The 13,159-nt window shown below is 72.7% G+C and carries 14 protein-coding genes; 9 read left to right on the top strand and 5 right to left on the bottom strand.

Features of this window, described 5'->3' with window-relative positions:
- Positions 1-55 precede the first annotated feature (55 nt).
- From FHX44_RS29300 to FHX44_RS29275, 6 genes are read left to right on the top strand one after another with little or no spacing between them, the layout of a single operon-like run.
- On the top strand, positions 56-817 hold the full coding sequence (locus FHX44_RS29300; RefSeq protein ID WP_281287919.1) for an SDR family oxidoreductase: 762 nt from the start codon (positions 56-58) through the stop codon (positions 815-817).
- Positions 818-839: 22 nt separating this feature from the next.
- Positions 840-1,985 carry an ABC transporter substrate-binding protein gene (locus tag FHX44_RS29295; RefSeq protein ID WP_147258740.1) on the top strand — a complete coding sequence of 382 codons (1,146 nt, stop codon included), beginning with the start codon at positions 840-842 and terminating at the stop codon, positions 1,983-1,985.
- A 38-nt stretch (positions 1,986-2,023) separates the two neighbouring features.
- A complete protein-coding gene (locus tag FHX44_RS29290) occupies positions 2,024-2,812 on the top strand; it encodes an ABC transporter permease (protein WP_212612698.1) in 789 nt (262 codons plus the stop codon).
- A complete protein-coding gene (locus tag FHX44_RS29285) occupies positions 2,809-3,609 on the top strand; it encodes an ABC transporter permease (RefSeq protein WP_147258738.1) in 801 nt (266 codons plus the stop codon). The genes FHX44_RS29290 and FHX44_RS29285 overlap by 4 nt, the downstream gene beginning before the upstream one ends.
- The gene (locus tag FHX44_RS29280) at positions 3,606-4,397 is read left to right on the top strand and encodes an ABC transporter ATP-binding protein (RefSeq protein WP_147258737.1); all 792 of its coding nucleotides are present in this window, start codon (positions 3,606-3,608) and stop codon (positions 4,395-4,397) included. The genes FHX44_RS29285 and FHX44_RS29280 overlap by 4 nt, the downstream gene beginning before the upstream one ends.
- Positions 4,375-4,719, top strand: a complete 345-nt coding sequence (locus FHX44_RS29275; RefSeq protein ID WP_147258736.1) for a hypothetical protein — start codon at positions 4,375-4,377, stop codon at positions 4,717-4,719. Before FHX44_RS29280 ends, FHX44_RS29275 begins: the two co-directional genes overlap by 23 nt.
- 12 nt (positions 4,720-4,731) lie before the next feature.
- Here FHX44_RS29275 and FHX44_RS29270 read toward each other — a convergent pair whose 3' ends face one another.
- Genes FHX44_RS29270 through FHX44_RS42360 form a run of 3 tightly spaced genes read right to left on the bottom strand, consistent with a single transcriptional unit; the run spans position 4,732 to position 6,381 of the window.
- Positions 4,732-5,451, bottom strand: a complete 720-nt coding sequence (locus tag FHX44_RS29270; RefSeq protein ID WP_147258735.1) for a GAF and ANTAR domain-containing protein — start codon at positions 5,449-5,451, stop codon at positions 4,732-4,734.
- Between the two features lie 49 nt (positions 5,452-5,500).
- Entirely contained in the window at positions 5,501-5,980 is a 480-nt protein-coding gene (locus tag FHX44_RS29265) for an STAS domain-containing protein (protein ID WP_170309086.1), read from the bottom strand.
- A complete protein-coding gene (locus tag FHX44_RS42360) occupies positions 5,977-6,381 on the bottom strand; it encodes an STAS domain-containing protein (protein WP_170309085.1) in 405 nt (134 codons plus the stop codon). The genes FHX44_RS29265 and FHX44_RS42360 overlap by 4 nt, the downstream gene beginning before the upstream one ends.
- Before the next feature lie 285 nt (positions 6,382-6,666).
- On the opposite strand from FHX44_RS42360, the gene FHX44_RS42355 reads away from it, so the two are divergent.
- Positions 6,667-7,431 (top strand): GAF and ANTAR domain-containing protein, encoded by a 765-nt coding sequence (locus FHX44_RS42355; RefSeq protein WP_212612697.1) that lies wholly within the window; start codon positions 6,667-6,669, stop codon positions 7,429-7,431.
- Between the two features lie 72 nt (positions 7,432-7,503).
- Positions 7,504-8,712 carry an alkaline phosphatase gene (locus FHX44_RS29255; protein ID WP_147258732.1) on the top strand — a complete coding sequence of 403 codons (1,209 nt, stop codon included), beginning with the start codon at positions 7,504-7,506 and terminating at the stop codon, positions 8,710-8,712.
- 1,561 nt (positions 8,713-10,273) lie between these two features.
- Here FHX44_RS29255 and eda read toward each other — a convergent pair.
- Positions 10,274-10,918, bottom strand: a complete 645-nt coding sequence (gene eda / locus FHX44_RS29250) for a bifunctional 4-hydroxy-2-oxoglutarate aldolase/2-dehydro-3-deoxy-phosphogluconate aldolase (RefSeq protein WP_147258731.1) — start codon at positions 10,916-10,918, stop codon at positions 10,274-10,276.
- 39 nt (positions 10,919-10,957) lie between these two features.
- Here eda and FHX44_RS29245 point away from each other — a divergent pair, with 39 nt between their 5' ends.
- The gene (locus FHX44_RS29245) at positions 10,958-11,686 is read left to right on the top strand and encodes an SDR family NAD(P)-dependent oxidoreductase (protein ID WP_147258730.1); all 729 of its coding nucleotides are present in this window, start codon (positions 10,958-10,960) and stop codon (positions 11,684-11,686) included.
- Positions 11,687-12,085: 399 nt separating this feature from the next.
- Here FHX44_RS29245 and FHX44_RS29240 read toward each other — a convergent pair whose 3' ends face one another.
- Positions 12,086-13,105, bottom strand: coding sequence for an NAD(P)-dependent oxidoreductase (locus FHX44_RS29240; RefSeq protein WP_147258729.1), 1,020 nt, complete (start codon positions 13,103-13,105; stop codon positions 12,086-12,088).
- Between the last annotated feature and the right edge of the window lie 54 nt (positions 13,106-13,159).

Below are 13,159 nucleotides of genomic sequence, written 5' to 3'. Positions count from 1 at the left end.
CCCGATCCGGAAGTCGCGCTTCACCGCGCCGCATGCCCGCTCCTACCGTCCAGGCGTGGCCGTCACCTCCCCTTTCTCGCTCGACGGCCGGCTGGCCATGGTCACCGGCGCCGGGTCCGGGATCGGCCGCGCGATCGCGCTCGGCCTCGCGGGCGCGGGCGCGGACCTGCTCCTGCTCTCCGAGCGGGACAACCTGGCCCCGGTGGCCGAGGAGGCGACAGCCCTCGGCGCGGCGGTGACCACCGAGCTGCTGGACCTCTCCGACCGGCCCGCCCGCCGCGCCGCCGCCGAGCGCCTGCTCGACGCGCACGCCGTCGACGTCCTGGTCAACAACGCAGGCCTCATCCGCCGGGCCCCGGCCACCGAGTTCCCCGACGAGGACTGGTACGAGGTCATCGAGGTGAACCTGCACGCCGCGTTCGAGCTGTGCCGGGCCGCCGGACGCCGCATGGTCGCCCGCGGCTCCGGGAAGATCGTCAACGTCGCGTCGCTGCTGAGCTTCCAGGGCGGGCTCGTCGTGCCCTCGTACACGGCGAGCAAGCACGCGCTCGCCGGGCTCACCCGCGCGCTCGCCAACGAGTGGGCGTCCCACGGCGTCAACGTCAACGCGATCGCACCCGGCTACGTCGCCACCGCCACCACCGCGGCGCTGCGCAGCGACCCCACCCGCAGCGCCGAGATCCTCGCCCGCATCCCGGCCGGCCGCTGGGCGGAGCCGGAGGACGTCGCGGGGGCCGCGGTCTTCCTCGCCTCCCCCGCCGCCGACTACGTCCATGGCCACGTCCTCGCCGTCGACGGGGGCTGGCTCTCCCGCTGAGCAGACAGGAGGGGGTTCAACGATGAACCACCGGAGCACGCACCGCCTCGCCGCCGCACTGACGGGCAGCGTCCTCGTGATCCTGCTCGCCGCGTGCGGCGGCGGATCCACGGTCGACGAGGACGTGAGCGGTGGCGAGGCGCCGCAGCTCGTCACGATCGACGCGGGCTACGTGTCGGCCGTCGACCAGATCGGCCTTCCGATCGCGCTGGAGATCGGCGCGTTCGAGGAACAGGGACTGGACGTGCGCCTGGCCCAGCCGTTCCCGACCGGCGTCGACTCGCTCAACGCGCTGCAGGCGGGCGAGGTCGACTTCGTGCAGGTCGGCACGCCCGGGATCGGCGCCGCCCAGCGCGGGCTGGACATCGTGCTGCTCGGCAACTACTCCGGCTCGGCGAGCAAGCGGGCGATCGACGACACGATGGCGGTGGTCGCGCGGCCCGGCTCGGGCATCAGCAACGCTGACCTCAGCACGCTGCGCGGCAAGCGCATCGGCGTGTCCGTCGGCTCGATCAACCACCTCTACCTGATCGGGCTGCTCCAGGAGCTGCAGATCCCCGTGGGCGAGGTCGAGATCGTCAACACCGCGCCTCCGGACATGCCGGTTGCGCTGCAGACGGGCGGCATCGACGCCGCGATCGTGTGGGACCCGTGGCCGCTCACCATCACGCGGCAGGTTCCCGGCAGTGAGGAGGTCGTGCGCGGCGGGGGCCGCATCCCCTACGTCGGCTACATCGTCGCGATGCGCGAGTTCGTGGAGCAGAACCCGGACGTCGTGAAGCGGTTCCTCACCGCTCGTGCCGCGGCGGACAAGTGGATGCGCGACAACCCGGACGAGGCGGCCGAGGCGGCCACGCGGTGGCTGCCGGGTACCGAGCTGGAGATCGCCCAGCAGGCGATGCAGTACAACGTGGCGCAGCTCGACCCGCGCTTCTCCGCCTGCAACTACGCCGCCATGGACACGGTGGCGCAGATGCTCGCCGAGCAGGGCGTCACCCAGCCCGGCTTCGACGTCGCCGACCGGTTCGTGCCCGGCCCCATCACGACGGTGATGGCCGAGCGACCCGACCTGTTCGACGACCTGCCTCCGATCCCGGAGGCCGCCCGCATCGACGCCGGCTTCGCCTACGACCGCGACGCCGCGCTCGTGGCCTGCCCCGCGGCATGAGCGCCACGGGAACGGCGCCACCGCCTGCGGTGTCCCGGATGCGACGCCGCAGGACCTCGCCGATGCGGTCGGTGCTCTGGTTCCTCGCGCCGTTCGCCGCCCTGCTCGCCCTCTGGGCCGCGGTGGTGGCCGCCACCGGCGTGCCGATGCGGATCTTCCCGCAGGTCACCGACGTGGCGTGGGCCCTCGCCGACATGACGGCCAGCGGTGAGCTCGTCACCCACCTCGCCGCGAGCCTGCGCCGGGTGCTGATCGGCGCGGCGCTCGCCGTCGTCACGGCACTGCCGTTCGGCGTCGCGCTCGGGGCGAGCCCGCGGCTGTCGGCGTTCTTCGCGCCGCTGCTGCGGTTCTCCGTCGCGCTCGCCGGCATCGCCTGGATCCCGATCGCGACGCTCTGGCTCGGGTACGGGGACGGCGCGGTGATCTTCATCGTGTGGAACGCGATGTTCTTCGCGCTCGCCTACAACACCGTGCTGGGCGTGCGGCGCATCCCGATCCCGCTGCTGCGCGCCGCGCGCAGCATGGGCACCGGCCGGGTGCGGATGTTCTGGGAGGTGTTGCTGCCCGGCGCGCTGCCGAGCGTGGTGACGGGCCTGCGGGTCGGGCTCGGCTACGGCTGGCGCGGCCTGGTGGCCGCGGAGATCATCGCCACCAGCGCGGGACTCGGGTACGCCCTGTTCCTCGCCCAGAAGACCTTCTCGACCGACGTCATCATCGCCTCGATGGTGATCATCGGCGTGCTCTGGCTCGCGATGGACCGGCTGCTGCTCGCGCCGCTCGAGCGACGCACGGTGCAGCGCTGGGGCATGACGGCGGCCCCGTCATGACCGTGCTCGCGCGCCGGCTGGCCCGCAGCGGGGCGGTCCGCACCCTGGGCCCGTTCGTACCGGTGGTGGCTCTGTGGTGGCTGCTGGCGCAGCTGCAGGTCTTCCCGCCCGCGTTCTTCGTCGGCCCCGACGTCGTGCTGGCCGAACTAGGTGGCCTGCTGGAGCGCGGCATCCTGCCCGGGTACCTGTCCGACTCGCTCACCCGGCTGTGGAACGGCGTGCTGTTCGGGCTGCTGATCGGGCTCCCGCTCGGGTTCCTGGTCGGGATGTCGCCACTCGCACGGCGGCTGACCTGGCCGCTGCTGCTCTTCTTCCAGGCCATCGCCGACATCGCGTGGCTGCCGATCGTCATCGTCTGGTTCGGCTTCAGCCTCACCGCTGTGACGTTCGTGATCGTCTACACCATCGTCTTCCCGCTCGTGCTGAGCATCGTGGCCGGGATCGAGCAGGTGCCCCCCGAACTGGTGCGCGCGGCCCGCAGCCTCGGCGCGGGCCGGTTCCGGGTGTTCGTCGAGGTGATCGTGCCGGGCTCGCTGCCGTCGGTGGCCAGCGGCGTGCGCACCGGGCTCGGCTACGGCTGGCGGGCACTGGTGGCCGCCGAGATCATCGTCGGGACCAGCGGGATCGGGTTCATGATGTTCGACGCCCGCCGCGTCGGCGACGTCGCCGAGGTCTTCCTCGGGATGATCGTGCTGGGCATCCTGTGGTACGCGCTCGACGCGCTGCTGCTCGCGCCGTTCGAGCACGCCACCGTGGAACGCTGGGGACTGGTCCGTCAGGAGGCAGCAGCCAGGTGAGAGCGCTCCAGGTCGAGAACCTGCACAAGACCTACGTCGACGGCTACACCGGAGACGAGGTCGTCGCGATCGGGGACGTCTCGTTCGACGTCGCCGAGGGCGAGTTCGTCTCGGTCCTCGGCCCGAGCGGGTGCGGGAAGACCACCGTGCTCAACATCGTCGCCGGCTTCGTCGAGGCGACCGCAGGCACGGTCACCGTGGCCGGGAAGCCGGTGCGCGGCCCCGGCCCGGACCGCGGGGTGGTGTTCCAGAACCACGCGCTCTTCCCGTGGAAGACGGTGCAGGGCAACGTCGCGTTCGGACTGCGCATGCGCGGTGTCCCCAAGGCGGAACGGGAGGCGACGGCGGCGGAGTACCTGCAGCTCGTCGGGCTGGCCGGGTTCGAGCACCGCTACCCGCACGAGCTGTCCGGCGGCATGCAGCAACGGCTCGGCGTGGCCAGGGTGCTCGCCAACGAGCCGGCGGTGATGCTCATGGACGAGCCGTTCGCGAGCATCGACGCCCAGACCCGCCGCAAGCTGCAGGAGGACCTCACCCGGATCTTCCAGGCACGGCGCCCGACCGTCTTCTTCGTGACCCACGACGTGGACGAGGCGGTGTTCCTGTCCGACCGGGTCGTCGTGCTCACCGGGCGGCCCAGCCGGGTGCACGAGATCGTCACGGTCGACCTCCCGCGCCCCCGGGACTGGCGCACCACCGGCGAGCTGCCGCAGTTCCGCAGCATCCGCAACCGGATCACCGACCTGCTCGCGGGGGACGAGGCAGATGCCGTCGCCGATCCTGCGTAGAGCAGTCCGCAGCGCCCCCGTGCGCCGCATCGCGGTCGTCGTCCTGCTGGTGCTGCTCTACCAGGGCTGGCTCGGCGTCCAGGCCATCGGCAAGGCCGCCCCCGGCGTCGGCGCCCACCGCGACGAACGCGGCCGCTTCCCGGTCGACGTCGTGCTGGACTTCCCGCCGGAGCGCTACCACGTGCTGGAGCTGCAGAAGCACGGGCGTATCGCCGGCACCGACGGCACCGTCGTGCACCTGCGCGGGGTCTCACCCGCCGGCGTCGACGCGCTTGCCCGCGAGTACTGGATCGACGCCCTCGAGCCCGGGCGGCCCGGTTAGGAGGCGGGGCCGTCACGGGCGGATCAGCGCCTGCGCGTCGGTGCGGGCCACGAGGTCGGCGGCGACGTCCGGCAGCGTCGTGCCGCGGGTGCGCGCCGTCGCGCGCAGGACGGCGAGGGCCGTCTCGGGCGAGCACGTCTCCCGGGCCATGACGATGCCGATCGCCTGGTCGATGCCCGATCGGGAGACGAGGGCCTGGCGCAGGCGCGCGGACAGCACCGTGTCGTCGTAGTTGCGCATCGTCCCCGCGACCGCGACGGTGGCGAAGCCTGCGATCCGGTCGGCGAGGCTGCGGTCCGACGTGTCGAACGCGGCCGGGGTGGCCCCGTAGACGGTGAGCACGCCGATCGGGCGGCCGTCGCGGACGAACATCGGGACGGTGCGGAGCGCCAGCACCCCGGCGCCCGCGGCTGCACGGGCGAACGCCGGCCAGCGCCGCTCGGTCCGCAGGTCACCCGCCTCGATCACCCGCGCCGACCGCAGGGCGTCCGGGCCGGGACCCGCCCCGCCCCGGCGTTGCAGTGCCTCGAGCCGGGCGGCGCGCTCGTCGACCGCGATCGCGTACCCGCTCCACGCCGGCGCCGTGAGCGCGACGCTCGCGGACACCGCAGCGGGCACCGCCCCCGCCGTCAGCTCGGCGATTCCCACGAGGAGCTCGTCGAGCGACGACGTCGCCACCACCATTGCCGCCAGCTCGACGCCGATGTCCGTCCCCGCAGCTGCCCGCCCCACCGACGTCCCCCCGGTCCACCCGCCCCCGCAGACGGTCGCCCTGTGTGCCTCAACCGTTACGGGGTGCGAGGCATGCGAGAACCGAGTCGGCGGTGCCCGCGACGACGGGCTCGCCCAGATCGATCCGTCGCAGCCCTTCGACGACCCGCTCGTTCTCGGCGGCGAAATGCAGGTGGGTGCAGCAGTCGACGGCCATCGAGCGCAGGGCTCGCAGCTCGCAGGCCACCTCCGGGTCCATCCAGGTCACCGAGGAGAGGTCGAGGATGACGTGCGGCGCCCGGTGCAGCTGCTGACGTACCCGGATCGCCAGCGTCGTGCAGCCGCGCGAGTCCAGCGGACCGATGACCCGCACGATCACGATGTCGGGCGTCGGCGCGTGCAGCCGCACGTCGAGCGGCTCGTCCCGATCCGGGACAGCACGCGGCCGGATCTCCCGCCGGGGGGAGGGCAGGAATGCCAACAGGTCCACCGGGGCCGCCTCCCGGTGGAGCAGCGCGCTGCCCGTGCCGGAGCGCCATTCCGTGCTCATCGCGCTCCACCGCCGGCTTCCCGGACCGCGCCCCGCCGGACGGCCGCCTGGTACATCACGAAGAGGTCCAGCAACGAGGCCTCGTGCCGCGCCGCGGACGACGAGTCGTGCCCGACCGTCCGGAGCCACCCGTTTCGCCGCGTCAGCTGTCGTCCCGCGGAGGCGAGCGCGGCGCTCGTCGTGGGTGCGACCTCGCCCGCCGCGGTGAGATCCACCAGTACGAACCGCGCACCGGCGATCAACAACCCGTCCACCCTCTGCCGCAACTCGGCGACGCCCTCGTGGCCGCAGGCCCCGACCACCTCGACGAAGGCGTGCTCCCGGTCGGGCTGAACGGACATGATCCGCAGGCTCGGCTGGTCGGGCGTGAGGTACTGCTCCGGCGGCACGGCTCCGCGCATGCTTGCCCCTCTGCTGGCTCGACTCACGAAGCGCCCGCCGGGCAGAGGGTCCGCAGGATCACCGACCACGACCATGCCCGTGCGCACGCTCACGCACCGGCTGTCGGTCCAACCGCTTCCGGATGCTACGAGAGCCTCACCGGGGACGGCAACCACGCGTCGCGGCCCGCCCACCGTGGGTGCATCTGCACGCGTCCGACGGTCGCCCCTGTTCTGCGGGGTACCCGTACGGCCTATCGGCCGATGCGGAAAGCGCCGTCTCGTGTCAGGCTCTGCGGTGACCCCATGGCGTTGACCGGCGCGTTCGCTGGGCGCGGGACGGGCACGCAGATGGCAGAAACCTCAGATCAGGACGACACGGCAGCGGAGCTGGCGGCCCTTCTGCTGTCCACGGAGTCGTTCGACGACCTGCTGCGCGGTGTGGCTCAGCTCTCGGTCCAGCTCGTCGATGGCGCGGCGACGGCGAGCATCACACTGGCCGAGCGGGGCCGGGTGATCACCGTGGCGGCCGCGGACCACGTCGCCTCGCACATCGACGAGCACCAGTACGAGCGCAGCGCCGGACCGTGCCTGGACGCCCTCCGCACCGCGTCCGTCGTGCACGTCGCCGACCTGCGCCGGGAGCGGCGATGGGCCGGGTTCGACACGGTCATGCTGAGCCACGGCATGACGAGCGCGCTGGCCGTGCCGCTGATGGTCCGCGACGGCGCGGTGGGCGTGCTCAACCTCTACGCGGGCGCCGACGCCGGTTTCGACGAGCGCGACCGGCAGCTGGCGCAGGCGCTCGCCGCCCATGCCGCGGTCGCGCTCACCGCCGCCCTGCGCACGTACGACCAGGTCAGCCTCACCGACAACCTGCGCATCGCGCTGTCGTCCCGCTCGGTGATCGACCAGGCGATCGGCATCGTGATGGGCCGTGAGCGCTGCTCGGCCGACGAGGCGTTCGACCTGCTGCGCAAGGTGTCGCAGCAGCGCAACACCAAGCTGCGCCACGTCGCCGCCGAGCTCGTCACGGCGATCGCCCGCACCGCCGGGGACAGTGCAAGCTGAGTCACTAGGCTTCCGGGGTTCCCGACGCCAGGAGGTCTCCCACCGTTGGCTTCGCCGTCCGTCCGCCCCCGCATGGCCCGGAGCCTGGCGACCGCCGCTCTGGCCTGCACGCTGGCCGCGTGCAGCGCGGTGCCCGCCGACGCACCCGCGGAGGGGGCCCGCGAGGAGGTGGCGCGCAACGTCATCCTCATCCTGGGAAGTGGGCTGGGGAAGGCCCAGCACGACTTCCTGCAGCTGGCGATCGCGGGCCCCACGGGCCGGCTCGCGATGGACCGGCTCAGCGAGTCGATGGGGGCGAGCGGGACGGTGACGCCCGTCGACCCGGTCTCCGACGCCGCCGCGGGAGCCACGACCCTGTCCACGGGCATGCCCACCGCGCCGGGCGCGATCGGCGTCGACGCCGACGGTGAAGCCCTGGCAACGGTGCTGGAGCACGCGCGGGACGCGGGCAAGGCCACCGGCCTCGTGACCACGGCCGAGGTCACCGACCCCACGGTCGCCGCGTTCGCCGCGCACGTCGCCCCCCGGCCCGCCCTCCCGCCCTCGGACGACGGCGACGGCGACGAGGACGGGGACGAGGACGCCGTCGAGCGCACGATCGCCCGGCAGTACCTGGAGGAGTCGCGGGTCGACGTGATCCTGGGCGGCGGCGCGGCACGGTGGCCGGAGCTCACGGGGCAGGCGCAGTCGCTCGGCTACACCACCGTCTCCGACACCGTCGCGCTGCGGACGACGGCGGCCGAGCGGCTGCTGGGTCTCTTCGCCGACGGGCCGATGTTCGAGCCGGGCCGGCCGGGCGAGGGCCGCTACGCCCCCGCCGTGCCGCTGCCCGACATGACGCGCGCCGCGCTCGCGGCCCTCGACCGCCGAGAGGCGGGCTTCTTCCTCGTCGTCAACGAGGCGGGCATCGACGCGATGGCGCGCGAGGGCAACGGTGCACTCGTGCTGGAGGCCGGGCGGGCGCTGGACGCCACCGTGCAGGCCGCGCTGGACTTCCGGGCGGTCAATCCCGGCACCTTGATCGTCGTGGCCGGCGACCACGAGACCGGCGGCATGAATTTCACCCTCGCCGACCCGGGCCCCACCCGCCCGGGGTCGGACGGCCCGTACCCGGCCGCCGACTCCGACCAGGTGATCTGGCTCCGTTGGACCCGCAAAGGCCCCACGAACGCACCCGTCCCCATCACGGCCGCCGGCCCCGGCGCCGAGGCCTTCCGGGGAAGCATGGCCAACACCCAGATCTTCCCCGAGCTGCTGGAGGCGATGAGCCTGCGGGCGTGAGGTGCTTCACCACAGCTCGCTGCTCACCACCTGGACGGCCGCGGCGGTCTCCGACGCCCACTGATCGAGTTCTGAGCAGCGGACGAGCATTTCCGAACTCGATGCCGCCGAAGCCGGATGTGCATGATCAGATCGATCTCATGTGTGGTGCGACCCAGACCCATGGCATCGACGTGACCATGCATGCTCCGCAGCGCCCGCCACCACTGGATGCGACGACGGGACGTCGGCATCCCCGGTGCCGCGCCGGGCGGATTCGCTGATCACGGGTGCTCGGCGCTGCTGCCGAGGCCCGTTCCGTGTGGATGCGCCCAAGATCCGCAGTATCGGTTGGCGATGGCTGTGGCGACAGCAATGGACAACCGACACGCGCGATCTTCGCGCTCATGATCCGCAGTAGCGGGTGCTCATGGTCGTGGCAGCAGCCATGGACAACCGACAGTTCGGATCATGGCGCCCCGGCCGGTGAGGCCGTGGCGCAGCCCGCCCGGCGTGAGTGCGGTCATCCCGTCGGTCCCATCGAATCGGCCTGGTCCGGCTGGGTTCCGGTGGGCGCGCCGTTCCCGGCCCGGGCCACCCGGCGCTCGCCCACCATCCAGGCCTCTCGCCTGGTCCCGCAGTTCGCGTCGCACCGCTCGCCTGTGCGGGGTGGCCGGGTTGTGTTCACTACCGACCTCCGGGGTTGCGTGGGCGGCCGTTCCCGACCTGGGGGCACGCCCGTTCCCGACGAGGCCGTCGCTGCCGGGTGCCACTCAGCCGGCGGTGGTCCCGACCCCTCACTCCCGACCTTTCCCTGGACCGTCAGGGTGAGATCACTCCCGGACCCCGGGTCGGCGACAGCCCTCATAATCAGCGGAAACGGGACACCAGCTGCACCGAGAGCCCGTTAGCCGATCGGAGCGAAGGGCCTTGAGCGATCAAGGCGAGATGGCGGCTAGTTGATCTTCGAGGGCGACCATTTGCCCTTGATCGCCACTGTCGAACCCGGGCGGCCCCTCGTTCGGACGACGATGGCCGTCACTGCAGCCACGGAACCGATGAGGCGGACCATCACGACAGATGCCCAGGTCGAGCGCCACTCGATCGGGCAACGCCGCCGGGGGTCAGCTCACGTCCCGATCCAGCCGATCTTCCTGGGAATCGTCGGGGTGGGAACGGGACCACAGCCAGTCACGTGGCACCCGACCGCAGCGATCTCGTCCCCAACGGGCGTGCCCCCTGGCCGGGGACGGCACCCAGCGCAACCCCAGGCGTCGGTAGTGAACCCAGCCCAGCCACCCCGCACCGATGCGGGCTCGAGGCGAACCGGATCGACACGACAGCAGCCCCCGGTCGGTGCGCAGGGCAGGGCGACCCGAGCCGGGAACGGCGCGCCCACGAGACGGATCAGTCACACCCGGGAGCGTTCCGCGGGACGCGCCGGCCCCCGGCCGTGATCGGCGACTCGGTGCGCAAACCGGGGCGAGATCCACCCGGCTACCCGCCGATCACGACGACGCCGGCGCGGCATGCGGTGGGAGTCCTCAGCACACGGGCACAACGATCGACAGCCGGAGCACCACTACTGGTAGTGCCGCGCCACTGCCGCCCGGGCGCGCTCGCCGATCACGTCCCAGCGCTCCGCGGCGATGTCGGCACGCGGCGCGATCCACGTACCACCGACCGCGAACACGTTGGGCAGCGCGAGGTACTCCCCCACGTTCTCCGGCCGCACGCCACCCGTCGGCATGAACCGAGCACCCGTCCAGCCGAACGGACCGTCCAGCGCCTTCAACGTCGCGATGCCCCCGTAAGCACCCGCCGGGAAGAACTTGATGTGCCGCGCCCCGACCTCCAGGCACGCGCCGACCTCACTCGGGGTGACGGCACCCGGCACGAACGGCAGCCCCGCCTTCTCCGCGGCGGCCACGCAGGCGCCCGAGAAGCCGGGCGACACCCCGAACCGCGCACCCGCCTCCGCAGCAGCGCTGACCATGTCCGGCAACACCAGGGTGCCCGCACCCAGCAGGAAGTCCGGCAGCTCCGCCGCGATCGCGGCCACCGCGTCCCGCGCCGCCGGCGTGCGGAACGTGACCTCGACGACCGGCAGACCCGCCTCGGCGAGCGTGCGGGCGAGCGGCACGGCCGCCGCGGCATCGTCGATCTCGACGACCGGAACGACCGCGAGCGCCTCCACGGCGGTGAGAACATCGGACTCGAGGGCCATTGCCCCACTACATCACACAGCTACGAGGGGGGAGCGAGCGTGACCAACCGCTTCGAGGGGCGGCGCGTCGCCGTCATCGGCGCCACCGGCGGGATCGGGCTGGCGATCTGCGAGAGCCTCGCCGGTCAGGGCGCCCATGTCCACGGGCTCGACCTGAAGGGCCTGGAGGCGCTCCCGGCCGGTGTCAGCGGCCACCAGGTCGACGTGACCTCGGAGGAGTCGGTGGCCGCTGTGGTCCGCGCGCTCTACGCCGACGACGACCGCCCGGTCGACCTGGTCAACAGCGCCGGCACCGTCGAGAACGTCGCGGCCGAGGACATGCCGCTCGCCGAGTTCGACCGGATCCTCGCGGTGAACCTGCGCGGGGTGTTCCTCACCTGCCGCGAGTTCGGCCGCGAGCTCCTCGCCCACGGTGGCGGCGCGATCGTCAACATCGCCTCGATGTCGGGCAACGCGATCGTCAACCACCCGCAGCGCCAGTGCGCCTACAACACGTCGAAGGCGGGCGTCAGCGCGCTCACCCGGTCGCTGGCCGTCGAGTGGGGGCCGCGCGGGGTGCGGATCAACACCGTCTCGCCCGGCTACGTGCAGACCCCGCTCACGATGGCCAAGACCGACCTGCACCCGCAGTGGATGCGCGAGACCGTGCTCGGCCGGTTCGCGCAGCCCTGGGAGATCGCGAAGGCGGTGGAGTACTTCCTCAGCGACGACTCGGCGTTCTGCTGCGGCACGGAACTGCTGATCGACGGCGGTTTCGCGCTGAGGTGAGGAACCCGGGTCCCCCTGCGCCGCTGATGCACCCCGGGTCTCCCGGCGCGCCCGTCGTGGGTCGACGCGCCCGATCGACGGGCTGCGCGAGCTGAGACTCAGTGCGTGGCCCAGCCCGGCTCGGGCCCATCGCCGTCGCCGGCCTCGGGGTACGCCTGGTCCGGCCTCCGGACGCTATGGCAGCCATGATCACGGCATCGGTGCGGGGGCGGCCACATGCGGCCGTGGAGGCGCCCGTCGGCTGATCAAGCCCGAGCCTCGACGCCCTCGATCGACCGCCCGGTGCGTCAGCGGCTACATACGGCCGTGCATGCGCCCATCCGCTGATCAACGCTTGGGCAAGAGCAGCCGCCGAAGGACCAGCGGGCCGCCGTCCGCGTCGGCGCGATGCTCTGGTACTCAGCGCAGTTCGCGCAGGGCCGGGTGGTCGAACGCCTCCGGGTTGACCACGTCCCGCGGGCGCTTCCCGTCCCGCACGTCGAGCACGGCCCGGATCGCGCTCGTGCCGTTCGCGAGCGCGAGCTCGTCGGTCCAGCAGGTGGCGTGCGGGCTGAACAACGTGTTCGGCGCCGAGAGGATCGGGTCGTCGGGCGCGGGCGGCTCGTCGCGGAAGACGTCCAGGGCCGCCCCGGCGATCCGCCCCTCCGTGAGGGCGGCGGCGACGGCGCCCTGGTCGACGATCGGCCCGCGGGCGACGTTGACGAGGAACGCCGACGGCTTCATCCGGGCGATCGCCGCGGCGTCGACGAGGTTGCGGGTCTCCTCGGTGAGGGCGGCGGTGACGACCACGAAGTCGGCGCCGCCCAGCACGGTGTCCAGGTCCCCGAGCTCGACGCCCGCGGCGGTCGCGGTGCCCGGATCGGCATACGGGTCGTGGGCGGTCTGGCGCACCCCGAACGGGGCGAGGTAACCGCTGATCGTGCGCCCGATGTTGCCCCACCCGACGAAGGCGACCGTGCGCCCGGTGATGCCGGTGCCCATGAAGTCGAGGCGGTCCTGCCAGCGGTGCTCGCGGACGAGGCGGTCCTTGTCGAGCAGGCGGTGCGAGACGGCGAGGATCAGGGCCAGCGCGGCCTGCGCCACCGGCCGCGCGACGGCGTCGCGCGTGATCGTGAGCAGCGTGCCGCGCGCGGTGAGCGCGGCGACGTCCACGTTGTCGTAGCCGACCCCGAAGCGGGCGACGACCCGCAGCCGGTCAGCGTTCTCCAGCGATCGCGCCGTGACCCGGGGCAGGAGCCCGACCAGCGCGTCGAGGCCGGCCAGCTGCTCGGGCGGGATCTCCCCCGCCGTGACCTCCAGGAACCGGTACTCGACGCCCGGCGCGTCGGTGAGCAGCGACAACCCGATGTCGCCCCAGCCGATCCGCCCGTCCGGGGTGAGGAAGTCCCCGGTGAGCCCGACCTGGAAGGTGCTCGCCATCAGCTGGTCCTCTCGGTGGTGACGGTTGGCGACCGTATCCAGGCCCTCGGAAAT

The sequence above is a fragment of the Pseudonocardia hierapolitana genome (assembly GCF_007994075.1).
Taxonomy (GTDB): domain Bacteria; phylum Actinomycetota; class Actinomycetes; order Mycobacteriales; family Pseudonocardiaceae; genus Pseudonocardia; species Pseudonocardia hierapolitana.
The sequence above is the reverse complement of the archived record's forward strand: the minus strand, read 5'-3'. Positions and strand labels throughout refer to the sequence as shown.